Here is a 25,674-nt window from a genome sequence, read left to right as displayed (position 1 = left end):
CCTTGAAATCCTTTCAAAAAAATTATGAGAATATTGCTGTGTACTGGTCAGCTTTAAAGCCTAAGTGGTAGCTATCACCAGTGACAAGAATAGGGCGCTTAATCATCGCAGGTTGCTCGACAAGAAGCTCAATTGCATTGGCTTCATTTAGCGAGTCTTTTTGCTCTTGGGTCAGCTGACGGTAAGTTGTACCGCGCTTGTTGAGGACATTTTCCCAGCCTAGTTGCTGACAAAAAGTTTCAATCATTGCTTTATCAACACCTTGCTTGCGGTAGTCGTGAAAGCTGTACTCGACACCTTCTGCTTCTAACCATTTCTTGGCTTTTTTTATTGTGTCGCAGTTAGGAATGCCATACATAGTGATTGTCATTGTTAAACCTTTGGAAGTGACTTTTTTGTTATTCAAGCATCCTATCAGGAAGTGAATAGAGAGACAAAAGTGTGATGGATATATTTCATTGGGCAAAAAAAATGTGTTTCAAACAATGACGATCGTAGAGTTTTTGATCAAACTCAACACATGGCTAAGCAAAACAGAAATAATGACCCTAGAAACTTATAGGAGGTATCAATGGAGTTGAGTCCTGTTTTTGCGAGGCGCTTGTATCTTGCATTATTGGTTGAAAACTTAGAGCGCCCAAATGTCCCGAAACTCATCGAGCAAACAGGCTGGCCACGTCGAACAATTCAAGACGTTATTAAAGCGCTACCTGGTATCGGCATAGAGCTGATGTTTGTACAAGATGGTCGACGTCACAACGATGGCTATTACCAACTATCAGATTGGGGACCATTTGATAGTCAATGGGTCACTGAGCGAGAATCTGATATAGCAGCAAGCTTAGGCTTTAAAGCCTGATAAATAAAAACCTAGTGTATTGCACTAGGTTTTTTTGGTTTTGTAGCGCGGCTAAGGGCAGGTATAGGCGTTACCCATGACGGTAAATGAGGTGGCAAAATCTTGCGGGTTGGTCATGTACACAGTGTTGCCACCAAGTTCGCTCGCTTGATTCTTCATATCGTTTAGTGCCCCACGGATTAGCACATCGTTAGGGAAAAAGAGGTAACTATACCAATGTCCCTCACTGCCTGTGACTTCACCAAGCCATTGGCAATCTTCGGCATTAAACTGAGAATCTAACCTTAGATGCACTGGCTGAGCGCTTGGCTCTAGGGTGTTCATTGGCGTAGTGCAACCGCTGACGAGTAGCAGCGCCGAACAAAGTAGACTAATTCTGGCTAACATAAACAATAAATCCTATCCAACTTATCGCTAATAGTGCCCAAGGTAATAAGGCACTTTTTTTGCCCGTTTCTTGTGCGTTAACTTCTTCCGTTATGGTGTCTTGATTTGATTGCAGAGACTGTTGCTTTGATTTCTGAGCTTTCTTTTTCGCTTTATCCGCTTGTCTAGAGCGTTCTTTTTGCTGCTTTTTGTATTGGGCGATACCTTTCTCAATACCTTGAGCAACCAATTTAGTTTGCTCTTTGGTTTGTCCTGGCTTTTGAGTCGCTTTAGCTATTTTCATCGCTTCTGTTTGCGTTTCTTGTGAGGGAACGACTTTGTTTTTCATAGTTATAGGTCTTGCGAGATCAAAGATAGTTTTATCCTATCACGATATAATTCCAACATACTGTACAAAATCATGAGTCTTTGAATGAAACGTATTTTGCTCGCCAGTTTTGCCTTGTCTGTTCCTTTGTACTTTTGGTTACAAGGGGAGCAACCTCAGCCGAAAGTGGACGATACGTTAGCTCAAACTCATTCTGAGTGGATGGACTCAATCCAGCAGCAACTAAAGCAAGATCCTAACCAAGCAGAGCTGTGGTTTCAGTTGGGCCATGGCTACTTAAACAATCAAGAATTCTCTTCAGCACTAACTTGTTTTGATTATGCGGCGCGTCTAAGTGATACGCCTTCTGCCAGTCAATTGGCTGCCAAAGCGACGGCGCTCTATTACGTCAAAAAGCAAAGAATGACCGATGAAGTGCGCGCTTTACTTGATCAATCCTTAGCCCTTGAGCCGAAAAACTTAACCGCATTAGCGCTCATTGCCAGTGATCATTTTATTAGTTTTCGCTATCAAGAAGCAGTCGATGCGTGGACGCGCATGCTGGACTCAAACAGCCCAGAGCTGGATAGAGAATCGGTGATTCGCTCTTTAAACCAAGCCAAACAGATGATGTCTAATAAGTCTTAGTAGGTGGCATTAAAGTGTGAGTGCGCGCGATAACTTATAGGCAAGCATAAAAAACCGGCGAAGTTCGCCGGTTTTTAGTTTTATGGGTTGGAATTAGTATTCAGCTTCGCGCTTTTCTGCTGCCTCATTCCAGTCTGGAACAACGGTCTTCAAGAAGTTTTGCTTGTCAGCGTTCATCTTATCCATATCCATACCTAGCGCTTTTTGAGCCGCTGCTTTGGTTGAAATGTCTGGCAGCTCTACTGGCTCGGTAATGCCTTTCTTAGCAAGTAGTCGAACAATCTTAGTTCGAGCATCCGCTGCGCGGTCAACCGCCGTGCCTAGTACTTCTAATGCCACTTCAGGAGCGTGCATATGCACACCGTGTGAGGCAATTGCGTAGTCCCAGCGCCATTGAGCATGACGAATATCTTGCAGGATATCTTTCATCTCAGCTTCTGTTGCACCTGCATCCCAAGCTGCCCCAGCTTCAAAGTGCGCCGCGACAATTTGTTTCTCAGCGGTTAGCTTCATATTCAGCACTTGCGCTTTACGAGTCGACACGATTTCGCGCATTTGCTCTTTAGACTGGGTGTGACAGTTAGCACAGGTGTCTTCGAAGCGGTCGAATGGGTTACCCACTTTGTGATCGGTATAAACCGTGCCGTCTTCTTTGGTCACTTTTGGCATATGACAATCAACACAAGCGACTTTGTTTTTGCCGTGAATACCATCGCGCCAAGTTTCGTAACCAGGGTGCTGAGCTTTTAGCATCGGCGCTTTGGATACTTTGTGTGTCCAGTCTTTAAAGCCAAGTGCATCGTAGTACTCTTCCATATCATCAACGGTTGTGCCTCTGTCCCAAGGGAACTTAACCGCGTTTTTCTCCGATTTAACGAAGTAGTATTCGACGTGACACTGGCCACATACCGAAGCTTGTTGATCGAGACGAGACTGCTGCTCAAAAGGTTTATCAATAGCTTCGAATGCGCGCTCAACATAAGGCTTAGCTAATGCAAGTGCTGGTTCGCCATTTTTGAATCCTTCACTACGGGTATCGTGACAGTCAGCACAACCGATAGGGTTAACCACTTGATCACCAAGACGCGCCCATTTACCTTCGAAATAGCCATCTTCACCACGTTCATCAATGATTCTACCTACGTCAGGGCTCTTACAGCTCCAACATGCCATCGGCATTGGACCTGAGGTTTCATCTTGTGGTGCGCCAGTACGTAGCGTTTGTCTTACATCATCGACCGCGTAAAAGTGGCCGCGTGCTTTGTTGTAGTCTTTTGCGAAGCCGTAACCCGCCCATAGAATCACCATGTTTGGATCTTCTGCTAGCGCATCTTCGATATGTTCACTTTCTGAGGTGGCTTTCCAAGAGTGGTATTGATCTGGGTGCTGCTGTTCGTACGCGTCGTTACGCGGATCAATTAAGCCTTTGTCTTCGGATGCAGCAAAGCTAGTGACACTCATTAATGAGCTGGCCACGATCGCTAATGCTGCAGCGGATTTTGGTATCCAATGCAATTTATTCACAGTGCTATCTCCGTATTCTGTTTTTATAAGCAGCGTTGTGAACTGGCTATATTCCAAACTAAGAACTGGAGAAACTGATACATATTGTAATAAAAGGAAATAAATTAAATAACTTGTTAATAAGTAATCATTGTTTGAGATCAATTTTACCTAGTGATCCAGTTCAAATTGGACTTCTTATACCCCTAAAGGGCTACTCCTGGTTTGCGCGAGGATTTAATGAAACTTATTATCATCAATGACTTAGTGATATTAACCGCTAATTTATTAAGGTGATAGAGATCGAATTTTGAGCAGTTATAACTACCCCTAAAGAGTAGTGAGAGTAATATATAGTTAAATAGCGTTGTGGCTTTTCCAAAATAAGAATTGATCTCATTTGATATGTTTTTTGATGTATCAAGGGGCTTTAATTTTTAACCGTATATCAACTTATTGATTATTCAATAAAAGGTACGGGAATAAGGAAAGGATAATATGGGCAATATAAAGTTGGCCATAGTCATAATGCTAAAGTCTATTCTAGCATTTTGCCTCTATGGTTATTCTCTTCATGCCGTTGCCGACACTTCAACTGTGCAGTCTGAAGAAAAGTCAGCCCGCCATGAGGTTACGCTTATCCGTGACAAGGATTACAAATGTATCCAATGTCATAAGGATTCAAAACAAACCCTCCAAGAGTCTCACGGTGAAGACGCGCACAAAATTCTTGGCCGCGAAGTTAACTGTACCGAGTGTCACAATAATATCGGCCCAGATCACCGTGAAGGTGCGCCAGTTGTGACCAAATACTCCAGTGCTCAGTCTCAGCCAGGGACCGAGAAAGTCTTTCTTGATCCGGAAGCTATCTTAAAGGCCAATAGTCAATGTACTGACTGTCACCAGCCTAAGTATCTGCGTGATGATAGCTGGACGCACGATGTGCATGCCAAGAACTTAACCTGTTCAAATTGTCATGACGTCCACGCAAGAAAATCCAAGGTGTTAGGTCTTGAGCGTAAAGAACGCATCAAGTTATGTGTCGATTGTCACTCTGATTTTAATCAGCTGAATAAGGAGAAGTAGTATGAGTTGTTCTAGACGAAACTTCTTAGCTGGCTCGGGCGCGCTTATCTTTGCCACTGGCGTTGCGGGTACTGCAGTGCTGAGCAGCCGAAAATCTTTGGCTAATGTAGAGCAAGGCGGCAATAAACTCTACGGCATGATCCACGATGAAACCGCTTGTATCGGTTGTACTGCGTGTACAGAGGCATGTCGTGAAGTGAACAAGGTGCCAGAGGGTGTCTCTCGCCTTGAGATTATTCGCAGTGAGCCACAAGGTGAGTTCCCAGATGTTGATTACCGTTTTACGCGCAAATCTTGTCAGCACTGTGAAAACCCACCTTGTGTTTACGTATGTCCAACCGGGGCGGCGTACAAAGATGAGAAAACCGGCATTATTGATGTGCACAAAGAAAAATGTGTTGGCTGCGGCTACTGTTTAGCGGCGTGTCCATATCAAGTGCGTTTCTTCAATCCAGAAGATCACTCAGCCGATAAGTGTAACTTCTGTCGCGACACCAATCTTGCGCAAGGCAAATTGCCTGCGTGTGTTGAATCTTGTCCAACTAAGGCACTGATCTTTGGCGATCTCAACGATCCGAGCAGTGAAATTAATCAGGTGCTTAATAGTGAAGCGGTCTACCGAGATAAAGTGCACTTAGGGACTAAGCCTAAGCTGTACAAAGTGCCTCATCAGAAAGGGGAGATATCATAATGAATGGTTTTGAAAGTGCATTCCACTTTGACTCTCTGGTGTGGGACTGGATTATCGCTATCTATCTGTTTTTAGCGGGTATGTCGGCAGGTGCGGTGATGATCTCGCTCTACCTGAAACGAAAAGTGATTGAAGGTGATCCAGCTAATAATGGCATCATGAAAGCGATGGCATGGCTGGCACCGTTTGGCATCATTTCGGGTTTAACAATTCTTATCTTCCACTTAACCAAACCGTTATCGTTTTGGAAGATTATGATTTTCTACAACCCGAGCTCAGTGATGTCGATGGGTGTTATCTTGTTCCAGGTCTACATGATTGTATTGTTTATCTGGATTGGGATTATATTCCGTCATCAAATCATCCGTTTCTGTGAAGGTAAACTGCCAACTAAGTTGCTCGATCTGGTTGATGGAATCTTGATTAAGTCCGGTAAGGCCACCAACGGCATTGAACTGTTTTTGGGTTTCCTTGCGATTGTTTTAGCTGCATACACGGGCTTCCTACTTTCAGCATTGAAAACTTACCCAATGCTGAATAATCCAGTGCTGCCGATTTTGTTCCTATTCTCTAGTCTTTCATCCGGTGCCGCAGCGTGTTTAATGTTCGGCATATTGGTGTTTAAAGAGTCAGCGACAAGTCCAAGTGTTTCTTGGGTACACGGCTTTGAGCGCCCAGTTGTGATGTTTGAATTGTTTGTCCTTGTGACCTTCTTTACCGGTTTGATTTTTAGTGGCGGACAGAACGAAGTTGCTGCTTGGAATGCGATTGGTGGCGGATTCTGGTCAAATTGGTTCTGGTTTGGTGTGGTACTGATCGGCATGTTACTGCCGTTGACGCTCAATGCTGTGACGCCTAAAGAGACGCGTCATAATGGCGGCTATATCTTCATTGTTACCACGTTAAGCTTGGTGGGTGTGCTGATGCTACGTACCTTTATCTTGTACGCTGGACAAATGACGGTAGTGTAATCATGGTAGGAGAGTTTGGTCATTTTGCGTTAATTTGGATTGCGGTATCGAGCTCACTAAGCTCGGCTTGGTTCGGGTGGCAAAAATGGCGCGGCGATGATTCAACACTCTCCCTATCATTAGTTGCTAGGCTCAACGGTGTAATGGCACTGTTGAGCCTTATTGTTCTTGGCTACTTATTTATAGCCGATCAATTTCAATTTCATTATGTCGCCTCTCACTCTAACTCTGCATTGCCGGTGTTCTACAAAATGGCAGCAGTATGGGGTGGTCATGAAGGCTCAATGTTGTTTTGGGTCTTTACTCTCGCGCTATGGTCAGCGTGCATTAGCTTTATTCCCAATACCAGTAAGCGTTACTTAAATGACGTGTTGTGGATCATGACACTGTTTGTTGCCGCGTTTAGTTGGTTTACCTTACTTGCCTCTAATCCTTTTGTTTATTCAGAATTTTGGCTAGAGCAAGGTCGAGATTTAAACCCAATGTTGCAAGACATCGGGCTAATCTTTCATCCGCCATTGCTATACCTTGGCTATATTGGCTTTTCGACGGTATTGGCATTTGCTTTGGCAGCTTTGATGCAACCTGAATACATGACTCAATGGGTCAAACTGGCCACGCCTTGGGTTATTTCCGCATGGGTATTTTTAACCTTAGGGATTTTGGTTGGCTCTTGGTGGGCCTATAACGAATTGGGCTGGGGTGGCTGGTGGTTCTGGGATCCTGTCGAGAACGCCTCTTTGCTACCTTGGTTAACCGGCACTGCGTTGCTGCATGCGATGCTAGCGGCCAAGAAACATCAGCAACAAAGTCGTAGTGCGCTAATCCTCGCTTTGGTCACGTTTAGCCTAAGTATTCTCGGCACATTCATTGTCCGCTCAGGGGTTCTGACATCAGTACATGCTTTTGCGGTTGACCCGAGTAAAGGCGTGGCGCTGCTATTGATCTTGGCCGTCACCTTAATTGCTTCGTTTAGTTTACTGTTCGAGCGTAGCGACGCCATTAACAGTCAGCCGATTCAAGCATTAAACGGGCGCAGTTACTTATCTTCAATGGCGGTTGGTCTGCTTGCTGTCGCCACCTTTACTGTCTTTTTAGGCACTTTCTACCCGATGGTTTATGAGCTGCTCGGGGTTGGTTCTATCTCGGTCGGCGCGCCTTATTTCAACACCTTGTTCTTACCATTGACTCTGTTGGCTCTGCTTGGAATGGGGCTAGTGCCACTGTTGAAATGGCACCGCGGCGCTTATTATTCCCCAGCTAAGATAGTGATACTGTTTTTGTTTGCGCTTTTGGTGGGCACTTTGCTGTATTGGCTACAAGTGGATCAGCTATCTATTGTGGTGACACTGGTGTGGGGACTTGCTGTTTGGGTACTGCTCAGCCATAGCTTGCTAGCCATCAAACAATCGAAACTCTCATTTATGATCCTTGCTCATGTCGGTCTTGCGATAAGCTGCGTTGGCGCAGTGATGAACAGTGAGCACTCGTTTGAAGTGAACCATAAAATGTCCGCAGGAAGCCGCGCTCAATTTGGTGACTGGCAGGTCGACTATCTGGATACCGAGTGGGCTATCGGTCCCAATTACACGGCGGAAAGGGCGTTGATTCGTTTTTCCCAACAGGGGCGAGAGTTTGTGTTGATGCCAGAGCGCCGTCATTACCCGGTTCGTGTGATGAATATGAGTGAGCCTGCTATTCGACCTTTTTGGCATGGCGATTACTACATAACGCTTGGCAGTAAAGTGGACGTCGATTCCTACGCGGTGAAAATTCAGTATAAAGCCTATATAGGGTGGATCTGGGGCGGAGCTCTAGTGGCAATGCTGGGCGGTGTGATACCTTTGCTTTCATCGCGGAGAAAAGGAGTCGTTCATGGCGTTATCAAGCACGCGTAAGATCAGTATATTCATCGTTGTTCTGCTTGGCTTTATCGGGTTTTTGGTTGCGGGGCTTAACTCTCAACAATTTGGTCCTCAATCAACGCCTGTTGTGCGCGCTTTTCCTGCGATGACTGTTGAATTGCTTGACGCAAACAGCGAGGTGCAAACTAGCCAGTTGTTCAAAAGTGACTACCAGCTCGTCAATGTTTGGGCGTCTTGGTGTGGGGTATGTAAACAAGAACATGCCTATCTGAATCAACTCGAACAATCAGGTATACCGATAGTGGGGTTAAATTATCGTGACCAACGTTCTGGCGCGCTTAATTACCTTGGCCATTTAGGTAACCCGTATCGTGATGTTATTTTTGATCCAAAAGGTCGCTTGGCGCTTGATTTGGGAGTGGTTGGCACACCAGAAACGTATCTAGTGAATAAACAAGGTGACATCATTTACAAGCATCTTGGCGTACTGAACGAGCGAGTATGGAACAAGTACTTTGCTCAATACTTTCAACTAGGAGAGAGCTAAGCTTATGGCTGTGAGTAAGCAAGCACTGTCAGTGATGCTGATGATTTTGGCGCTATTCTGCCAAGCGGCGTTTGCCTCGCAAGAACTGTTTGCCCCAGCGACGTCGGAACAAAACTCTCAGGTGGAACTGTTTGAGTTTGATTCTCCTCAGTTGCAAAAAACGGCAATCGAGTTAGCGAAATCCTTACGTTGCCCCCAGTGTCAAAATCAAAACTTGGTCGAGTCGAACTCGCCGATTGCCAAAGATTTACGCCTAATCGTGTTTGAGAAAATCAATCAAGGCCAGAGTGAACAACAAGTGATTGATTTTATGACTGCTCGCTATGGCGAATTCGTGTTGTACAAACCCTCCTTTAGCGCATCTAACGCCTTATTATGGCTAGCGCCTATCTTGTTACTCGTCGCATTTATTGGATTGTCGATTCGACGCATCAAAGGCTAACCCTTACTTCCTTTGCTCTAACAATTTACTGATAGAAAATTGTGCCAATTGGTATAGAGTAATAGTTAATTTCAAATCAGTAGTTACCGATCAGTGCGTTACGCAATAGAACAATATGATAAGCATGGCTTTTTGAAAGCCCCGAAGCTGCTTTGGTTTAGCTGGTTATTCTTAGCTAAAGCTTGGATAGTTTTTGTAGTTGCAGGAGCAAGCCGAGAGAGTGGCAGTAAGATTCTTTCGATTGTCTATCCAGACCATACCATGCTCTATTTAGGCCTTGCGATGGGGGTTCCTAGCATAGCTTTGATGTGGCTTGTTAACCTCCGCAGTCCAGAGCGCCACTGGGTGAACAGAATTGTTGCTTGGGGACGCAGTATTACACTCGTGACAGCTACCCTGCAGTTATCCCAGACCATGTATCATGTTTATTTGGTACACGGCGCATTCAGTTGGACGAATGGAGCGGTGATGCTACTGCTGCTATGGTTAATTATTTATGTCGCGAGAAGCCGCAGTGTCAGAGACAGTTTTCATAACCCTCCAATGCACTGATCGAAGCAAGCGATGATCGCTATCAATACTTTGAAATCAAATCGAAATACACTGAGCAAAAAAATTAAGTGAGGAACTCATAATGTCATACCCTCAAAGCGCAATTCTTCCTGAAGCAGGACCATTTGCACAATACACTTTGTTGAAAGTAAACCAAGATGCTCAAGGCGTGTTAGCTCAGCTGCAAGCACTACCTGCACTGGTTGAAGAACTTAATGCTCAACAGCCTGGTGCAGAGCTGACACTGTCAATTGCATTTACTAAAGCCTTTTGGAGCAAGTTTGATGTAGCTGTTCCTAGTGAGTTGATTGACTTCCCACAATTAGGTGAAGGTGAAACAGTTGCACCTAGCTCAGATGTCGATGTTTTGATTCACTGCCACTCTAATCGTCATGATTTGCACTTCTACTTGCTGCGCAAGTTCTTTGCTCAGGTGGCAGAAAATGTTTCAGTGGTTGATGAAACTTACGGTTACCGCTACCTAGATTCTCGTGATATGACCGATTTCGTTGACGGTACAGAGAACCCGAAAGATGCTCAACGTGAAGAAGTCGCGATTGTTCCACAAGGCGAGTTTGCTGGTGGTAGCTACGTCATGGTGCAGCGCTTTATTCACAATCTGCCATCATGGAATCGTTTGAATGTATCAGCGCAAGAGAAAGTAATTGGCCGTACTAAGCCTGACTCTATTGAACTAGACGATGTACCTGCAGCGTCACACGTTGGACGTGTTGATATTAAAGAAGAAGGCAAGGGCCTTAAGATTGTTCGCCATAGCTTGCCATACGGTAGTGTGTCAGGTGAGCATGGTCTGCTGTTCATCGCTTACTGTAATACACTGCATAACTTCAAAGCGATGCTAGAAAGTATGTACGGTGTAACAGATGGCAAAACTGACCAACTGCTGCGCTTTACGACCGCTGTGACAGGGGCTTACTTCTTTGCTCCTTCGGCACAGATGCTACAGAGCTTAAACGTTAAGTAGTACAACACTGAATTTTAAAATAAAAACCGAAGCCAAGTGCTTCGGTTTTTTTATGCAAATTCCCTTAAAGAATAATCCATTTGGCCGATACAAAGAGTAACTGAAAGAAGGATATCGCTTAATCATGGCCATCACTGTTAATACCAATGTCTCTGCAATGACGGCGCAGCGTCACCTGACGAATGCGGCGGACTTGCTCAACCAGTCGTTAGAAAGGCTGGCGTCGGGCAATCGTATTAATAGTGCTAAAGATGATGCTGCTGGTTTGCAAATATCCAATCGCCTTGAATCTCAAATGCGCGGGCTAGATGTCGCAATGCGTAATGCCAACGATGGTATTTCAATCATGCAAACCGCAGAAGGGGCGATGAATGAAACGACCAACTTACTTCAGCGTATGCGAGATCTGTCGTTGCAATCCGCTAATGGCTCAAATAGTCGTGCTGAGCGAGATGCGTTACAAGAAGAAATGGGCGCTTTAAATGATGAATTGAATAGAATCGCAGAAACCACCTCTTTTGGTGGTCGAAAATTGCTCAATGGTTCATTTTCATCGTCTTCTTTTCAGATTGGTGCAAGTTCAGGTGAAGCGGTACAAGTGTCACTGAAAAACATGCGTTCTGACAGTTTGGATATGGGCGGATTTAGCTATATTGCCGCAGGTAAAGCGGACAGTTCATGGCAGGTATCTCAGGGTAGCCAAGATCTCACCATGCAATACACCAATGCTCAAGGTCAGCAAGAAACCGTCAATATAAGCGCGAAATCTGGCGACGATATTGAAGAACTGGCGACCTATATCAATGGTCAAACTGACAAAGTCTCTGCTTCTGTGAATGAAGAAGGGCAACTGCAAATCTTTATGGCAGGTAAGGAAACGGCGGGAACGATTTCGTTTTCTGGTGGCTTAGCGAATGAGCTCAATATGAACCTAGCTGGTTATGAAGCGGTTGATAATATTGATATTTCTGAAGTCGGGGGCGCGCAAAGGGCTGTTTCAGTCCTCGATACAGCACTCAATTATGTCGATAGCCACCGAGCTGAACTCGGCGCAATGCAAAATCGCTTTAATCACGCCATCAATAATTTGAGCAATGTGAACGAAAACTTGTCAGCGTCTAACAGCCGGATTAAAGATACCGACTACGCGAAAGAAACCACCCAAATGGTTAAGCAGCAAATATTGCAGCAAGTGAGTACATCTATCTTGGCCCAGGCTAAGCAACAACCAAATTTAGCGATAACGCTGCTCGGTTAATTTAAGGCAAGAGAGCATTATCGACAACCGAAGCGAAAGCTTTAGCAAAAAAATGGCTTTATTAACGTTTAATCACGCTTTTCTCACCAATAGAACTTTTTTCGAAAAAAACTTAAAAAAAACCTCAAGGTTTTGGAAATAGCGCCGTTAATAAATGTAACTTTTGAGAGAACTACTTTGGTTTTCCGAGACGTCGGAAACCGGAAACATCGGAAAATCAAACGGAGAAATCACCATGGCAGTGAATGTAAACACCAACGTATCAGCAATGACAGCACAGCGTTACCTAAATAGCGCGAACAATGCTCAACAAACTTCAATGGAGCGTTTGTCATCTGGTTCTAAGATCAACAGCGCTAAAGACGATGCAGCGGGTCTTCAAATCTCTAACCGCTTAAACGTACAAAGCCGTGGTCTAGACGTGGCTGTACGTAACGCGAACGACGGTATCTCTATCGCGCAGACTGCTGAAGGTGCGATGAATGAGACAACAAACATCCTGCAACGTATGCGTGACCTATCGCTACAGTCTGCTAACGGTTCAAACTCTAAATCTGAGCGTGTTGCTATCCAAGAAGAAGTAACAGCACTTAATGACGAACTAAACCGTATCGCTGAAACAACATCTTTCGGTGGTAACAAGCTACTTAACGGTACGTTCGGCACTAAATCAATGCAGATCGGTGCAGACAACGGTGAAGCAGTAATGCTTTCACTAAACAACATGCGCTCTGATGACTCTAAGATGGGTGGCCAAAGCTTCCAAGCGGCGACTGCTAAAGATTCAAGCTGGACGGTTGCTGCAGGTGCAAATGACCTAACAGTTAACCTAACTGACACTGACGGTGTTGCTCAAACTATCACTATCAACGCTAAAGAAGGCGACGATATTGAAGAACTAGCGACATACATCAACGGTCAAACTGACATGGTTAAAGCGTCAGTAAACGAAGATGGTCAACTACAAGTATTCGCTGGTGCGGATAAAGTAGACGGCGCAGTATCATTCTCTGGTGGTCTTGCTGGTGAGCTTTCAATGGGCGCAGCAACAAACGTAACGGTTGATACAATTGACGTAACATCGGTTGGTGGCGCGCAAGAATCTGTTGGTATCATCGATGCTGCACTGAAAAACGTAGATAGCCACCGTGCTGAACTGGGTGCATTCCAGAACCGTTTCAACCACGCTATCAACAACTTAGATAACATCAACGAAAACGTTAATGCATCTAAGAGCCGTATCAAAGACACTGACTTCGCGAAAGAAACAACTGCACTAACTAAGTCGCAAATTCTTTCTCAAGCTTCAAGCTCTATCCTTGCTCAAGCGAAGCAGGCGCCAAACTCGGCACTAAGCCTACTAGGCTAATCAAGCCCAAATTATAAAAATCCAGCTTCGGCTGGATTTTTTTTGCCTCTCGCAAATAGATGATCTCCATCACATTTCATATGCTCGCCGATAAAAAAGCAAAAAAAAATTATTTTTTTCCTAAAGGTATTTTTTAGTTCGCCGTTAAAGGATTGAGAGAAATGAGATGTGCCAAAGTGAGGTGAGAGACACTGCGGCACATCGCCCTAATGCCGAAGGAGATCAAATATGGCAATTAATGTAAACACGAACGTGTCTGCAATGACCGCACAGCGTTACCTAAATGGTGCCGCTGACGGGATGCAGAAATCGATGGAGCGCTTATCTTCAGGTTATAAAATCAACAGTGCACGAGATGACGCTGCTGGTTTGCAAATTTCCAACCGCTTAAACTCACAAAGCCGTGGCTTAGACATGGCTGTAAAAAATGCCAATGATGGTATCTCAATTGCTCAAACCGCTGAAGGTGCGATGAATGAGACCACCAACATACTTCAACGTATGCGTGATTTGGCACTTCAATCTTCAAACGGCTCTAACTCTCGTGGCGAGCGTATCGCGATTCAAGAAGAAGTAACGGCGCTTAACGACGAGCTAAACCGTATCGCAGAAACTACCTCTTTTGGTGGTAATAAACTGCTAAACGGCACATTTGGCGACAAGTCTTTCCAAATTGGAGCAAGTTCTGGTGAAGCTGTACAGCTAGGCATCGGCAACATGCGTTCTGATACTATGGATATGGGTGGTAAAGCATATATTGCAACTGCTGCTAAAGACGCTGATTGGGCTGTTGCGGCAGGAGCGACCGACCTTACACTGGGCTATACTGATGTACATGGTGAAGCTAAAAACATCACCATAAATGCTAAAGTTGGCGACGATGTCGAGCAGCTTGCAACGTACATTAATGGTCAAAGTGAAGATGTGAAAGCATCTGTTGGTGAAGAGGGTAAACTACAGCTATTTGCAGCATCTAATAAAGTTGCTACAGACGTCACTATTGGTGGTGGACTAGGTGGTGAAATTGGTTTTGGTGCTGCAGAAGATCGTACTGTTGCTGATGTAGATGTAACGACAGTTGCAGGCTCTCAGCTAGCGGTATCTGTGATCGACGGCGCATTGAAAACTGTAGATAGCCAACGTGCTGAACTGGGTGCATTCCAAAACCGTTTTGGTCACGCGATCAGCAACTTAGACAACATCAACGAGAATGTGAATGCATCTCGTAGTCGAATTGTTGATACAGACTATGCGAAGGAAACCACTGCGATGACGAAATCTCAGATCCTTCAACAAGCGAGTACCTCTATTCTGGCTCAGGCGAAGCAGTCTCCGTCGGCAGCTCTTAGCTTACTTGGTTAACCGATGGGTTCGATAGGAGCTTATTGGCACAACATTATGTTGTGACCTGCTAAGGTGGAAGGGAGATCGTTATGGAAATACCATCCTACACATCGAACGTCCAGCCTTATGGCTCAGAAAGTGGCACTAAAATTGCCTCCAAGTATGATGGTGTACAGCAAGTTTCCTCGAAAAAGGAGCAAGTTTCTACCGCGGAGATAAGTGAAAAAGCGACTCAGAATGTTGAAAAGGCAATCGAAGCTTCAAAAGAGCGGGAAAAGCTGAATCGAGCAGAACGAGAGCGAATTGTGGAAGAGATGAATAATTTTATTTCCTCCATCAATAAAGGCTTATCATTTCGTGTGGATGAAGAATCCGGTAGAGATGTTGTAACGATATATGAAGCGGATACTGGTGATATTATTCGTCAGATTCCGGATGAGGAAATGTTGGAGATCTTACGTCGACTGAGAGAGCAGACGGCCCGTTATTCATCAGGGCTTTTCAACCAGGCGGTGTAATCATACTTGAGGTGAGTGAATGAGTTTTGGCCCAATAGGCATGAATTCTGGCATGGATATCAATTCTATGGTCAGCAAAATTGTAGATGCGGAGCGCGTACCTAAGCAGCAACGTATCAACAATGAGCAGACCAAGATTGATTCTAGTATCAGTGCCTATGGTCGACTCAGAGAGTCGCTGGATACGATGAAAAACTTGATGGCGAGCTTTCGTCAGGAGAAAGCTTTCGCCGCAAGAACAGTGGAATCGACTGATGAAGCTGTTGTATCCGCAACCGCAACCACTGAAGCTATCGCTGGTCGCTATGCGATTGATGTGTTGCAGCTTGCCCAAAGCCACAAAATTGCATCTGATGTACTTCCTGAAGATGCGAAATTTGGCCCGGGTAAGCTGCAGGTTTCATTGGGGGACAAAAAGTTCTCCATTGACGTGCAACAAAATTCCAACTTGATTGATATCGTCCGCGGTATCAATGGCAGTAAATCCAACCCCGGTGTTCGAGCCGCTGTAATTAATGATACGGCAGGGCCTCGTTTAATCGTCGCCGCGAATAAATCTGGTCAAGATAACGACATTTCGATGACGGTTGACGCTCAGCCAGGTGATGCCCTTAAACAGCTCGAATACAAAACACTAGAACAACGAGTAAAAGATTTAGAGCGTGCGCGTGCCGCAGCTCAAGATTTGCTTTCACCGCTCAATGCCGCTGAACAACTGATTGCCGACAAAATTGCGCAAAGAAACATCGATGCGGCAAAAATTGTAGACCAAGAAATTGCCGATGCCTCTAAACAAGCGGCAATAAGTGCCGATCCCAATGCGGCGAAAGAGGCAACTCCGGGCAATGAAATGTCCAGTGGTGCCACCTCGGCAGCCGCTCAAGCAGGCATTGAAGCGAATAAATACCTAAAACCTGAAGATCGTATTCCTGGCTGGTCGCCGACAGCGTCCGGTACCTTATTAGATTCATACTGGGAACCAGAACCTCAGCTTGACGCAAAAGCCAAAGAAAAAATGGGTGATGTTCCAGGCTGGTCAAACAGTGCTTCAGGTACACTTACCGATTCCTATGTCACACCTAAAGAGGCACAAGCCAAACTGGATTTTGAAAAAGCACGTATTGAACAAGGTTTTGTGGATCAAAGAGCTTCCTTGAAGCTACGTGTTGCATCCGGTGAGTTAACGCCTGAACAGGCGAAAGAGCTAGAACGAGCAAACCTACCAAAAGATGAGCGAGAATATCTAGATCGCATTGATAAAGCTCAAGCTGATTTAAATGCCGCGCAGCAATCCTTTGATACCTACCGAGGTATGACAGAAGTTCAGTCTGCGCAAGACGCAAAAGTGATGCTCGATGGTGTCGCTCAGCTATCCAGTGATAACAACATTATTGAAGATGCGATCGATGGCGTAGACTTAACCTTAAAAGGACGTACTGAGCGAGGCAAGCCTGCGTCAGAAATCGATATTGAATACGATCGACAAGGTGTGCGAGACGATATTGAACAATTCGTCGCAGCCTACAATCAGTTTTATCAAGTCTCTAAGGAGTTGGGTGGCGTTGACCCAACAACCGGTATGGCAGGTCCCTTATCAGGGGATAGCATAGTGCGGAGTGCTGACTCAAGGCTAAAGGCGGTATTCTCTTCTCGGGTTGAACCAGCACCTGAAGATCTTAAAACCTTGACCGAATTTGGTATTACTACCACTCGTCAGGGTAACCTTGAGATCAACTACGAGATGTTAGATCGCCAACTCAACAACAACTTTAATAAACTCGAAGACTTTTTTGGCGGTAATCAGGGCTTTGCCAAAAAAGTAGAAGATGCGATTCAAGGGCTAACGGGTGTCACAGGTTCGATTCGAAGTCGTGAACGCAGCTTAGTTGAGCGCAATTATCGTATGCAGGATGATCAAGCGGCACTGGATCGCCGTATGGAAAATTTAGAGAAGCGTACACACGCCAAGTTTTCGGCGATGCAAGACGCAACGAGTAAAATGCAGTCTCAATTAGCGGGTATGATGAATGCCCTTGGATAGTGACTTTGCTGCAAATATTGCCCTTTTGAGAGATCTGGATCACAAAATTCATGAAACTCTTGCAGTTGTGGAAATCAATGCTGAAGAAATCGTTCAGCTAGTCGATACAAGGGAACAGATTTTGCATAAGTTACTGGAAGCGATACAAGCTCGTCCAGAACTCAAGCACGAACAACAGTGGCAAGAGGCGGTGAAGACCACTCAAACTGTTGTAGAATTGATGCAGAGCAAGACCGACGAACTAGCTATGGCGTTAAAAAAATATCGTCACGGCAAGCGTTCTGTTCAGCAGTATCAAAAGTTTTTATAGATTAAGAGGGTTATCATGCGTGGTTCATTACAGGCTTACAAGAAGGTATCAGTTGATAGCCAACTAAGTGCAGCCTCCCCACATAAGATCGTCCAAATGCTGATGGCAGGTGCTATTGAGCGATTAATTCAGGGTAAAGCAGCGATGCAAGCTGGTAATATCCCGATGAAGGGTGAGCGCCTTGGTAAAGCGTTAGACATTATTATTAGTCTACGTAGCTGTCTTTCAATGGATGATGGTGGTGATATTGCTCAAAATCTAGACCAGTTATATGAGTTTATGATTACTCAGATTACTGAAGCGAATCACCAAAACAATCCGCAACCAATTGACGATGTTATCGACATTATTCGCGAAATTAAGTCAGCTTGGGATCAAATTCCAAACGAATATCACAACCTGACGGCGAATGATGTAGGTTTATAAAACCATCAACAAGCGTTTTGATTGTTTACGCCAAATGTAAGCTTTTTCGTAAAACTAACGAAAAGCTGATTTTGGCTTAACATCACACCAGTTAATTGCTTGGTTGCCTTTATTTTTTTTTAAAATAGAATAGAAAGCCACATATAGCCTAGTGGCTTTTTTTGTTGCTGAAATTTATATATTGTCTAGCGGTTTAACTGAACTATAGTTATTCGTAACGTTAGCAACTTTATCCAGCCACACCGTTTTAAAAAGAAAAGGCAAATAATCTCACCTATGCAGGGTTTAGCAAAGCTACTTGTGATTGAGGACGATGCTCAAGCGCGTATCAATCTTAGTAATATTTTAGAATTTGTTGGGGAACAATGTGAGGCGATCAGCTCTGATCAACTTGATGATCTCGATTGGTCACAAGTGTGGGCTGGCTGTATTTTGGGTTCTCTGAGCAGCGATAGGCTGCCGACCAAGCTGAGTGAAAAGTTATCCCAAGCTAATCATATTCCGCTTCTTATTGCCGGAAAGCATTCTTATCCAGTCGAAGAACTGACAAACTATGTCGGTGAGCTGGAGTACCCGTTAAATTACCCTCAGCTCAGTGAAGCGCTGCGTCACTGTAAAGACTTTCTGGGTCGCAAAGGGGTAAACGTTCCTTCTTCTTCTCGTAAAAACACCTTGTTCCGTAGTTTGGTTGGCCAAAGTATGGGCATTAAAGAGGTGCGCCACCTAATTGAACAGGTTTCAGGTACCGAAGCGAACGTATTAATTTTGGGTGAGTCTGGCACGGGTAAAGAAGTTGTTGCTCGTAATATCCACTACCATTCAGCCCGTCGCAATGGACCATTTGTTCCTATCAACTGTGGTGCTATTCCACCAGACTTGTTGGAAAGTGAACTGTTCGGTCACGAAAAAGGTGCGTTCACTGGCGCGATTACTGCCCGTAAAGGTCGATTTGAGCTGGCTGAAGGCGGCACACTGTTTCTTGATGAAATTGGCGATATGCCAATGCCGATGCAAGTTAAGCTGCTGCGTGTCCTTCAAGAGCGATGCTTTGAACGCGTCGGAGGCAATACCACAATACGTGTTAATGTTCGTGTCATTGCGGCGACTCACCGTAATCTAGAAAGCATGATCGATGATGAATCATTCCGTGAAGACTTGTACTACCGTCTGAATGTGTTCCCAATCGAGATGCCTGCGCTACGTGATCGTATCGAAGATATTCCGTTACTGCTGCAAGAGCTAATGACTCGAATGGAAGCGGAAGGTGCACAGCCAATCTGCTTTACGCCTCGTTCAATTAACTCGTTAACCGAGCATGATTGGCCAGGTAACGTACGCGAGTTGGCGAACTTGGTAGAACGCATGATCATTCTGTATCCAAACAGTTTGGTCGATGTAAATCATCTACCAACCAAGTACCGATACAGTGATATCCCTGAGTTTCAGCCAGAGTACAACAATGTTGAGTCGGTTGAAGAGCAGGAACGTGATGCGCTACAAGATATATTTTCTGAAGACTTCAGCCTTGAATCGACGGATTTGTTCCAAGACCACGACAATGCTCCACAAAGCTTACCGCCAGAAGGCGTTAACTTGAAAGAGATGCTGGCTGAGCTGGAAGTGAATATGATCAATCAAGCATTGGAAGCGCAAGGTGGTGTGGTTGCAAGAGCAGCAGACATGCTAGGGATGCGTCGTACTACCTTGGTTGAGAAAATGAGAAAGTACAACTTACAGCGCTAAACTGAATCAAATCTTGACTGTCAAATTTCCGACTTAATGCTAAGTTGTTGAAGATATTACAAAATAGCCTGGCGTGCTTATTGCATGTCAGGCTATTGTAGTTTTTAAGGTAGAAAAACGTCATGCATTCAACATCACAGGCTGATAACCCAATGCCGCTAGGTACTTTAGAACAACAAGTCGAACGTTATCAGCAAGTGCTCGATGTTATGCCCGCTGGTGTCATTCTGCTTGATACGCAAGGCGTGGTTCAAGAGGCAAACCCAGAAGCACAGCGCTTATTGGAAATCCCGTTAGTGGGCGAAAAGTGGTTTGAAGTGATTCAACAAGCCTTTGCGCCTCGTGAAGATGATGGTCACGAAATATCATTGAGAAATGGCCGTAAAGTCCGTTTAGCCATTTCAGCGTCAACCACGGGTCAGTTGATATTGATTACTGATTTGACGGAAACGCGTTTGCTGCAGTCACGCATCAGTGACTTACAGCGCCTTTCTTCATTAGGAAGAATGGTAGCATCGCTCGCGCACCAGGTTCGAACGCCTCTGTCGAGCGCCATGTTGTATGCATCGAATTTAGCGGCGCCTAATCTACCGCCGGCGACCAAAGATCGCTTCCAAAGCAAGCTGATGGATCGTCTGCATGATTTGGAGAAGCAAGTGAACGACATGCTGTTGTTCGCCAAAGGTGGTGATAACAAAGTCGTTAAGCCGTTCACGATCTCTGACTTGGTGGCTGAGTATTCACCGATGGTAGAAACCGGTCTCAAGAACAATAACATCGACTACTTTTTAGAAGTTGAAGAAGAGCAGACAATGCTACTCGGTAACGCCAATGCAATCGCTTCAGCGTTAAGCAATTTAGTAATGAATGCAATCCAAATTGCTGGCAAAGAATCACAAGTCGATGTGTTCTTTAGACCAGTAAATGGTGAGCTCAAAATTTCGGTTCAAGACAGTGGTCCAGGTGTGCCGAAAGAGCTGCAAAACAAGATTATGGAACCTTTCTTCACGACACGCTCTCAAGGAACTGGACTTGGCTTGGCTGTGGTGCAAATGGTCTGCCGAGCGCATGACGGAAGATTGGAACTTATTTCAGAAGAGGGTGATGGCGCATGCTTTACCATGTGTATTCCACTGGAACGCGCCCCTCATACTGACCAAGAAGCTATGACTGGAGAATGATGATGGCTCAAAGTAAGGTATTAATCGTAGAAGATGATGAAGGTCTACGCGAGGCATTGGTTGATACTCTCGCTCTAGCTGGTTATGAATGGCTTGAAGCGGACAGCGCGGAAGATGCCTTGGTCAAACTGAAATCAAATAACGTTGATATTGTGGTTTCTGACGTGCAGATGGCTGGAATGGGCGGTCTTGCGTTGCTAAGAAACATCAAACAGCATTGGCCAAACCTTCCTGTGCTGCTAATGACAGCCTATGCCAATATCGAAGACGCTGTGTCTGCGATGAAAGATGGTGCCATTGATTATATGGCTAAGCCGTTTGCTCCAGAAGTGTTATTGAACATGGTCAGCCGCTACGCCCCAGTTAAGTCAGACGACAATGGCGACGCGGTGGTAGCAGATGAGAAAAGTATTAAGCTTCTTGCTCTGGCAGATAAGGTAGCTAAAACCGATGCCAGCGTGATGGTGCTTGGGCCAAGTGGTTCAGGTAAAGAGGTGATGTCTCGTTACATCCATAATGCCTCTAATCGCAAAGATGGCCCATTTGTCGCGATTAACTGTGCGGCAATTCCTGACAATATGCTCGAAGCGACCCTATTCGGTTATGAAAAAGGGGCGTTTACTGGTGCGGTTCAAGCGTGTCCGGGCAAATTCGAGCAGGCGCAAGGCGGTACTATTTTGCTGGATGAAATCAGTGAAATGGATCTCAGCCTTCAAGCTAAATTACTGCGTGTGTTACAAGAGCGTGAAGTGGAGCGTTTGGGCAGCCGTAAAAGCATTAAGCTTGATGTTCGTGTGCTGGCGACCAGTAACCGCGACCTCAAGCAATACGTCCAAGAAGGCAACTTCCGCGAAGACTTGTACTACCGCCTGAATGTATTCCCAATTGCATGGCCTGCGCTGTGTGAACGTCAAGGCGATATCGCGCCACTGGCTAAGCACTTGGTTGAGCGAAACTGTCAAAAACTGGGTATGCCAGTTCCAAACGTATCAGAACAAGCGATTGCAAAACTGCTCGCTTACCCATGGCCAGGCAATGTGCGTGAATTGGATAACGTCGTACAACGCGCGTTGATCCTGAGTGAAAATGGCAACATTGGCTCAGAACACATTTTACTCGAAGGCCTAGATTGGCAAGATGCGTCAAGCTTACAAGTCGCAGTCGAAAATGGCGATGTGATTGTGCCTGACGTTAAGCCCGTTGCAGAGATGGGCAAAAATCTAACCTCTGGCGCTGGGCTAGGTGGTGAGTTACGTGACCAAGAATACGCCATCATTCTTGAAACACTTGAAGAGTGTAGTGGGCGTAGAAAGGAAATGGCTGAAAAATTAGGCATTAGTCCACGAACTTTGCGCTACAAGTTAGCAAAAATGCGCGATGCTGGGATTGATATTCCTAACTAACGTGTTATTTTTCCACACTCTTAATGACGTGGCATGAGGATTGCAGCGTCATTAATCTAGCACTTATTTAAGTCAAAGAGTTGACTACTGAGGTTTTGATGAGAATTGACGGATTTCAAAGCGAAATGCAAGCCATGATGTTTGAAGCGGGTGGGACTAAACCGGCTGCAACAGGTCAAACGGTTGGTGCTGATTTTGGTCAGTTACTCAATAACGCAATCAATAACGTCAACAGCCTTTCTAAAGCATCAAGCAATATGCAAATGCGTTTTGATCGTGGCGATGCTGACGTCTCTCTTTCCGACGTGATGATCGCTAGAAACAAATCTAGCGTCGCTTTTGAAGCAACAATTCAAGTACGTAATAAGCTAGTCGAGTCGTACAAAGAATTGATGAACATGCCAGTTTAAGTTTAGGTAAAGTCTGTGGCAGAACAAAATCAATCAACGGATCTGACAGTTTCTGATAGTGGCCCGGATAGCACTATGCTATCGACTACTGATTTGGATACAGATATACAAAATCCAGATCTGGATGAAAAAAGCAGTTCAAAGTTCGACATGGCTGTCGGAGATCTCGATCTATTACGCCAAGTCGTACTCGTCCTTTCTATTTCGATCTGTGTTGCCCTAATTGTCATGTTGTTCTTCTGGGTGAAAGAGCCTGAAATGCGCCCACTTGGCGTGTACGAAACAGAAGAGCTTATCCCTGTCCTTGATTACTTAGATCAGCAAAAATTGGATTACAAACTCGAAGGCAATACCATTTTGGTGCCGGCGAGTGATTTCAACACCCTCAAGCTCGATATGGTTCGTGCTGGCCTGAACAACGAAAAGCAGGCTGGTGATGACATTCTGCTGCAAGACATGGGCTTTGGCGTTTCTCAGCGCTTAGAGCAAGAGCGTCTTAAACTGAGCCGCGAGCGTCAGCTATCTAAAGCCATCGAAGAAATGAAGCAAGTGCGTAAAGCACGCGTTCTTCTGGCGCTACCGAAACAAAGTGTGTTTGTTCGTCATAACCAAGAGGCTTCTGCTTCGGTTTTCTTGACGCTAAAAACAGGCACCAACTTAAAGCAAGAAGAAGTCGATTCAGTGGTCGACATGGTGTCGAGTGCGGTTCCGGGAATGAAACCTAACCGTATTACCGTCACTGATCAGCATGGTCGTCTATTAAGCTCAGGTACGCAAGATGCGGCTTCTTCAGCTCGTCGTAAAGAACATGAACTTGAGCGCAAGCAAGAACAAGCGCTGCGTGAAAAAATTGACTCAGTCCTGATCCCAATTCTGGGCTTTGGTAACTACACCGCACAGGTGGATATCCAACTGGACTTTAGTGCGGTTGAGCAGACTCGTAAGAGTTTTGACCCGAATACTCCTTCGACACGAAGTGAATACACCCTTGAAGATTACAACAACGGCAGTGTGGTTGCCGGTGTACCGGGTGCGCTAAGTAACCAACCTCCAGCCGATGCGTCAATCCCACAAGATGTCGCGCAAATGAAGGATGGCTCGCTCCTTGGTCAAGGTTCTGTACACAAAGAAGCAACGCGTAACTTCGAGCTAGATACCACCATCAGTCATGAGCGCCGTCAAACTGGCGTAGTTAACCGCCAGACAGTGGCCGTTGCGGTTAAGAATCGCGCCAGTGTAAACCCTGATACCGGTGAAACGACTTACCAGCCACTTTCAGATGCTGAGCTAAACTCAATTAAGCAGCTATTGATTGGTACGGTTGGCTTTAGTGAAGCGCGTGGCGATTTACTCAACGTTCTAAGTATGCAGTTTGCGGTTCCTGAAACGGAAGTGATGGCTGATGTGCCTATTTGGGAGCATCCAAACTTCAATGATTGGATCCGTTGGTTTGCGAGTGCGTTAGTCATTATTGTTGTCGTGCTAGTTCTAGTTCGACCAGCAATGAAGAAACTACTCAACCCTGCTTCTGACGAAGATGATGACCAACTATACGGCCCAGATGGCCTACCAATTGGGGCGGATGGTGAAACCAGCTTAATTGGTGGCGATTTGGATGGCGGTGAGTTATTTGAGTTTGGATCAAGTATCGACTTACCTAACTTACATAAAGATGAAGATGTGCTGAAAGCGGTACGAGCTCTTGTAGCGAACGAACCAGAGCTAGCGGCGCAAGTAGTTAAGAATTGGATGCAGGATGCCTAACGAAATAGTTCCACAGGAAGGGGGCGGTGAGGAAGCAGAAAACACCGTGGATATAGCAAGTATTCCGGGCGAAGAGCGCGCGGCGATCCTTCTACTCAGTCTTAATGAGGAAGACGCAGCGGGCATTATTCGCCATCTAGAACCAAAACAAGTTCAACGAGTTGGTAGCGCCATGGCGCGTGCTGCTGATTTAAGCCAAGACAAAGTCGGTGCAGTTCACCGTGCTTTCTTGGAAGACATTCAGAAATACACCAACATTGGTATGGGCAGCGAAGACTTTATGCGTAACGCTCTGGTTGCCGCTCTGGGTGAAGATAAAGCCAACAACCTTGTTGACCAAATTCTACTGGGTACAGGTTCTAAAGGCCTAGACTCGTTGAAGTGGATGGACCCTCGTCAGGTGGCGAGCATCATTATCAACGAACACCCTCAGATTCAGACTATTGTTCTTTCCTATTTGGAGCCGGATCAATCTGCGGAAATCCTGTCTCAGTTTGCTGAGCGTGACCGCTTAGACTTGATGATGCGAATCGCTAACCTTGAAGAAGTTCAGCCATCTGCACTGGCAGAGCTGAATGAAATCATGGAGAAACAGTTCGCTGGTCAAGCAGGTGCACAAGCAGCCAAGATTGGCGGCCTGAAGGCAGCGGCAGAGATCATGAACTACATGGACAACAACGTCGAGGGCGTGCTGATGGAGCAAATCCGCGACCAAGACGAAGATATGGCGACGCAAATCCAAGATCTTATGTTCGTGTTCGAGAACCTTATCGAGGTCGACGACCAAGGTATTCAGAAATTGCTGCGTGACGTTCCTCAAGATGCACTACAACGTGCACTTAAAGGTGCGGATGACTCTCTACGTGAGAAGATCTTCAAGAACATGTCTAAACGTGCTGCTGAGATGATGCGCGACGATCTGGAAGCAATGCCTCCAATTAAAGTATCTGATGTGGAAGCGGCGCAGAAAGAAGTTCTGGCAATTGCACGACGTATGGCTGACTCCGGCGAGTTAATGCTAGGCGGCGGCGCTGACGAATTCTTATAACTGCAATAAAGTGAGA

At 45.4% G+C, this 25,674-nt stretch carries 27 protein-coding genes; 23 read left to right on the top strand and 4 right to left on the bottom strand.

The features are described 5' to 3' along the window. Positions 1–22: 22 nt before the first annotated feature. Complete coding sequence (locus ELS82_RS09150) at positions 23–370, bottom strand: ArsC family reductase (RefSeq protein WP_134835218.1); 348 nt, start codon at positions 368–370, stop codon at positions 23–25. Positions 371–571: 201 nt separating this feature from the next. Between ELS82_RS09150 and ELS82_RS09145 the strand changes: the two genes are divergently transcribed. Beyond that, positions 572–859: a winged helix-turn-helix domain-containing protein gene (locus ELS82_RS09145; protein ID WP_004413228.1), complete on the top strand. Its 288-nt coding sequence runs from the start codon at positions 572–574 to the stop codon at positions 857–859. A gap of 51 nt (positions 860–910) precedes the next feature. Here the strand turns inward: ELS82_RS09145 and ELS82_RS09140 are convergent, their stop codons facing one another. Together ELS82_RS09140 and ELS82_RS09135 are read right to left on the bottom strand one after the other, a co-directional pair. Next, positions 911–1,246, bottom strand: coding sequence for a DUF4156 domain-containing protein (locus ELS82_RS09140; RefSeq protein ID WP_134835217.1), 336 nt, complete (start codon positions 1,244–1,246; stop codon positions 911–913). Further along, complete coding sequence (locus ELS82_RS09135) at positions 1,230–1,574, bottom strand: DUF2956 domain-containing protein (protein ID WP_134835216.1); 345 nt, start codon at positions 1,572–1,574, stop codon at positions 1,230–1,232. Before ELS82_RS09135 ends, ELS82_RS09140 begins: the two co-directional genes overlap by 17 nt. 84 nt (positions 1,575–1,658) lie before the next feature. Here ELS82_RS09135 and ELS82_RS09130 point away from each other — a divergent pair, with 84 nt between their 5' ends. Next, a complete protein-coding gene (locus ELS82_RS09130; RefSeq protein ID WP_134835215.1) occupies positions 1,659–2,201 on the top strand; it encodes a TPR domain-containing protein in 543 nt (180 codons plus the stop codon). Between the two features lie 93 nt (positions 2,202–2,294). Here the strand turns inward: ELS82_RS09130 and nrfA are convergent, their stop codons facing one another. Then, positions 2,295–3,662 carry an ammonia-forming nitrite reductase cytochrome c552 subunit gene (gene nrfA, locus ELS82_RS09125; protein ID WP_208733154.1) on the bottom strand — a complete coding sequence of 456 codons (1,368 nt, stop codon included), beginning with the start codon at positions 3,660–3,662 and terminating at the stop codon, positions 2,295–2,297. Positions 3,663–4,202: 540 nt separating this feature from the next. Between nrfA and nrfB the strand changes: the two genes are divergently transcribed. From nrfB to fliG, 21 genes are all read left to right on the top strand, one after another. Then, positions 4,203–4,790 carry a cytochrome c nitrite reductase pentaheme subunit gene (gene nrfB, locus ELS82_RS09120; RefSeq protein WP_134835213.1) on the top strand — a complete coding sequence of 196 codons (588 nt, stop codon included), beginning with the start codon at positions 4,203–4,205 and terminating at the stop codon, positions 4,788–4,790. Position 4,791: 1 nt separating this feature from the next. Further along, positions 4,792–5,481, top strand: coding sequence for a cytochrome c nitrite reductase Fe-S protein (gene nrfC / locus ELS82_RS09115; RefSeq protein ID WP_134835212.1), 690 nt, complete (start codon positions 4,792–4,794; stop codon positions 5,479–5,481). Next, complete coding sequence (nrfD, locus tag ELS82_RS09110; protein ID WP_134835211.1) at positions 5,481–6,452, top strand: cytochrome c nitrite reductase subunit NrfD; 972 nt, start codon at positions 5,481–5,483, stop codon at positions 6,450–6,452. Before nrfC ends, nrfD begins: the two co-directional genes overlap by 1 nt. A gap of 2 nt (positions 6,453–6,454) precedes the next feature. Beyond that, entirely contained in the window at positions 6,455–8,350 is a 1,896-nt protein-coding gene (locus tag ELS82_RS09105) for a heme lyase CcmF/NrfE family subunit (protein ID WP_134835210.1), read from the top strand. Continuing rightward, the gene (locus tag ELS82_RS09100; RefSeq protein ID WP_134835209.1) at positions 8,328–8,864 is read left to right on the top strand and encodes a DsbE family thiol:disulfide interchange protein; all 537 of its coding nucleotides are present in this window, start codon (positions 8,328–8,330) and stop codon (positions 8,862–8,864) included. Before ELS82_RS09105 ends, ELS82_RS09100 begins: the two co-directional genes overlap by 23 nt. 4 nt (positions 8,865–8,868) lie before the next feature. Continuing rightward, complete coding sequence (gene nrfF, locus ELS82_RS09095) at positions 8,869–9,306, top strand: heme lyase NrfEFG subunit NrfF (RefSeq protein WP_134835208.1); 438 nt, start codon at positions 8,869–8,871, stop codon at positions 9,304–9,306. 93 nt (positions 9,307–9,399) lie between these two features. Beyond that, positions 9,400–9,858 (top strand): DUF2919 domain-containing protein, encoded by a 459-nt coding sequence (locus tag ELS82_RS09090; protein ID WP_134835207.1) that lies wholly within the window; start codon positions 9,400–9,402, stop codon positions 9,856–9,858. A gap of 82 nt (positions 9,859–9,940) precedes the next feature. Then, complete coding sequence (locus ELS82_RS09085; RefSeq protein ID WP_134835206.1) at positions 9,941–10,843, top strand: Dyp-type peroxidase; 903 nt, start codon at positions 9,941–9,943, stop codon at positions 10,841–10,843. Between the two features lie 124 nt (positions 10,844–10,967). Continuing rightward, positions 10,968–12,101: a flagellin gene (locus ELS82_RS09080; RefSeq protein ID WP_134835205.1), complete on the top strand. Its 1,134-nt coding sequence runs from the start codon at positions 10,968–10,970 to the stop codon at positions 12,099–12,101. Between the two features lie 235 nt (positions 12,102–12,336). After that, a complete protein-coding gene (locus ELS82_RS09075) occupies positions 12,337–13,470 on the top strand; it encodes a flagellin (protein WP_004413242.1) in 1,134 nt (377 codons plus the stop codon). Positions 13,471–13,698: 228 nt separating this feature from the next. Beyond that, positions 13,699–14,832 carry a flagellin gene (locus tag ELS82_RS09070; RefSeq protein WP_134835204.1) on the top strand — a complete coding sequence of 378 codons (1,134 nt, stop codon included), beginning with the start codon at positions 13,699–13,701 and terminating at the stop codon, positions 14,830–14,832. A gap of 71 nt (positions 14,833–14,903) precedes the next feature. After that, positions 14,904–15,332 carry a flagellar protein FlaG gene (gene flaG, locus ELS82_RS09065; protein WP_134835203.1) on the top strand — a complete coding sequence of 143 codons (429 nt, stop codon included), beginning with the start codon at positions 14,904–14,906 and terminating at the stop codon, positions 15,330–15,332. A gap of 19 nt (positions 15,333–15,351) precedes the next feature. After that, a complete protein-coding gene (gene fliD / locus ELS82_RS09060; RefSeq protein WP_134835202.1) occupies positions 15,352–17,373 on the top strand; it encodes a flagellar filament capping protein FliD in 2,022 nt (673 codons plus the stop codon). Next, positions 17,360–17,683 (top strand): flagellar protein FliT, encoded by a 324-nt coding sequence (fliT, locus tag ELS82_RS09055; protein WP_134835201.1) that lies wholly within the window; start codon positions 17,360–17,362, stop codon positions 17,681–17,683. Before fliD ends, fliT begins: the two co-directional genes overlap by 14 nt. A gap of 15 nt (positions 17,684–17,698) precedes the next feature. Further along, on the top strand, positions 17,699–18,109 hold the full coding sequence (gene fliS / locus ELS82_RS09050; protein ID WP_053440478.1) for a flagellar export chaperone FliS: 411 nt from the start codon (positions 17,699–17,701) through the stop codon (positions 18,107–18,109). Positions 18,110–18,385: 276 nt separating this feature from the next. After that, complete coding sequence (locus ELS82_RS09045) at positions 18,386–19,852, top strand: sigma-54 dependent transcriptional regulator (protein ID WP_053440477.1); 1,467 nt, start codon at positions 18,386–18,388, stop codon at positions 19,850–19,852. A gap of 122 nt (positions 19,853–19,974) precedes the next feature. After that, a complete protein-coding gene (locus ELS82_RS09040; RefSeq protein ID WP_134835200.1) occupies positions 19,975–21,033 on the top strand; it encodes a sensor histidine kinase in 1,059 nt (352 codons plus the stop codon). Positions 21,034–21,035: 2 nt separating this feature from the next. Further along, entirely contained in the window at positions 21,036–22,436 is a 1,401-nt protein-coding gene (locus ELS82_RS09035) for a sigma-54-dependent transcriptional regulator (RefSeq protein WP_134835199.1), read from the top strand. Between the two features lie 98 nt (positions 22,437–22,534). Beyond that, positions 22,535–22,846 carry a flagellar hook-basal body complex protein FliE gene (fliE, locus tag ELS82_RS09030; RefSeq protein ID WP_004418601.1) on the top strand — a complete coding sequence of 104 codons (312 nt, stop codon included), beginning with the start codon at positions 22,535–22,537 and terminating at the stop codon, positions 22,844–22,846. 15 nt (positions 22,847–22,861) lie between these two features. After that, positions 22,862–24,610 carry a flagellar basal-body MS-ring/collar protein FliF gene (fliF, locus tag ELS82_RS09025; RefSeq protein WP_134835198.1) on the top strand — a complete coding sequence of 583 codons (1,749 nt, stop codon included), beginning with the start codon at positions 22,862–22,864 and terminating at the stop codon, positions 24,608–24,610. Further along, positions 24,603–25,658 carry a flagellar motor switch protein FliG gene (gene fliG, locus ELS82_RS09020; RefSeq protein ID WP_134835197.1) on the top strand — a complete coding sequence of 352 codons (1,056 nt, stop codon included), beginning with the start codon at positions 24,603–24,605 and terminating at the stop codon, positions 25,656–25,658. Before fliF ends, fliG begins: the two co-directional genes overlap by 8 nt. The last annotated feature ends 16 nt before the right edge of the window (positions 25,659–25,674 follow it).

It is taken from the genome of Vibrio ouci (genome assembly GCF_004551525.1).
Lineage (GTDB): Bacteria > Pseudomonadota > Gammaproteobacteria > Enterobacterales > Vibrionaceae > Vibrio > Vibrio ouci.
The sequence above is the reverse complement of the archived record's forward strand: the minus strand, read 5'-3'. Positions and strand labels throughout refer to the sequence as shown.

Bases quoted from the DNA above. Each gene is read 5' to 3' on its own strand.
- ELS82_RS09150 (WP_134835218.1), bottom strand. From the start codon at position 370: ATGACAATCACTATGTATGGCATTCCTAACTGCGACACAATAAAAAAA.
- ELS82_RS09145 (WP_004413228.1), top strand. From the start codon at position 572: ATGGAGTTGAGTCCTGTTTTTGCGAGGCGCTTGTATCTTGCATTATTG.
- ELS82_RS09140 (WP_134835217.1), bottom strand. From the start codon at position 1,246: ATGTTAGCCAGAATTAGTCTACTTTGTTCGGCGCTGCTACTCGTCAGC.
- ELS82_RS09135 (WP_134835216.1), bottom strand. From the start codon at position 1,574: ATGAAAAACAAAGTCGTTCCCTCACAAGAAACGCAAACAGAAGCGATG.
- ELS82_RS09130 (WP_134835215.1), top strand. From the start codon at position 1,659: ATGAAACGTATTTTGCTCGCCAGTTTTGCCTTGTCTGTTCCTTTGTAC.
- nrfA (WP_208733154.1), bottom strand. From the start codon at position 3,662: ATGAGTGTCACTAGCTTTGCTGCATCCGAAGACAAAGGCTTAATTGAT.
- nrfB (WP_134835213.1), top strand. From the start codon at position 4,203: ATGGGCAATATAAAGTTGGCCATAGTCATAATGCTAAAGTCTATTCTA.
- nrfC (WP_134835212.1), top strand. From the start codon at position 4,792: ATGAGTTGTTCTAGACGAAACTTCTTAGCTGGCTCGGGCGCGCTTATC.
- nrfD (WP_134835211.1), top strand. From the start codon at position 5,481: ATGAATGGTTTTGAAAGTGCATTCCACTTTGACTCTCTGGTGTGGGAC.
- ELS82_RS09105 (WP_134835210.1), top strand. From the start codon at position 6,455: ATGGTAGGAGAGTTTGGTCATTTTGCGTTAATTTGGATTGCGGTATCG.
- ELS82_RS09100 (WP_134835209.1), top strand. From the start codon at position 8,328: ATGGCGTTATCAAGCACGCGTAAGATCAGTATATTCATCGTTGTTCTG.
- nrfF (WP_134835208.1), top strand. From the start codon at position 8,869: ATGGCTGTGAGTAAGCAAGCACTGTCAGTGATGCTGATGATTTTGGCG.
- ELS82_RS09085 (WP_134835206.1), top strand. From the start codon at position 9,941: ATGTCATACCCTCAAAGCGCAATTCTTCCTGAAGCAGGACCATTTGCA.
- ELS82_RS09080 (WP_134835205.1), top strand. From the start codon at position 10,968: ATGGCCATCACTGTTAATACCAATGTCTCTGCAATGACGGCGCAGCGT.
- ELS82_RS09075 (WP_004413242.1), top strand. From the start codon at position 12,337: ATGGCAGTGAATGTAAACACCAACGTATCAGCAATGACAGCACAGCGT.
- ELS82_RS09070 (WP_134835204.1), top strand. From the start codon at position 13,699: ATGGCAATTAATGTAAACACGAACGTGTCTGCAATGACCGCACAGCGT.
- flaG (WP_134835203.1), top strand. From the start codon at position 14,904: ATGGAAATACCATCCTACACATCGAACGTCCAGCCTTATGGCTCAGAA.
- fliD (WP_134835202.1), top strand. From the start codon at position 15,352: ATGAGTTTTGGCCCAATAGGCATGAATTCTGGCATGGATATCAATTCT.
- fliT (WP_134835201.1), top strand. From the start codon at position 17,360: ATGCCCTTGGATAGTGACTTTGCTGCAAATATTGCCCTTTTGAGAGAT.
- fliS (WP_053440478.1), top strand. From the start codon at position 17,699: ATGCGTGGTTCATTACAGGCTTACAAGAAGGTATCAGTTGATAGCCAA.
- ELS82_RS09045 (WP_053440477.1), top strand. From the start codon at position 18,386: ATGCAGGGTTTAGCAAAGCTACTTGTGATTGAGGACGATGCTCAAGCG.
- ELS82_RS09040 (WP_134835200.1), top strand. From the start codon at position 19,975: ATGCATTCAACATCACAGGCTGATAACCCAATGCCGCTAGGTACTTTA.
- ELS82_RS09035 (WP_134835199.1), top strand. From the start codon at position 21,036: ATGGCTCAAAGTAAGGTATTAATCGTAGAAGATGATGAAGGTCTACGC.
- fliE (WP_004418601.1), top strand. From the start codon at position 22,535: ATGAGAATTGACGGATTTCAAAGCGAAATGCAAGCCATGATGTTTGAA.
- fliG (WP_134835197.1), top strand. From the start codon at position 24,603: ATGCCTAACGAAATAGTTCCACAGGAAGGGGGCGGTGAGGAAGCAGAA.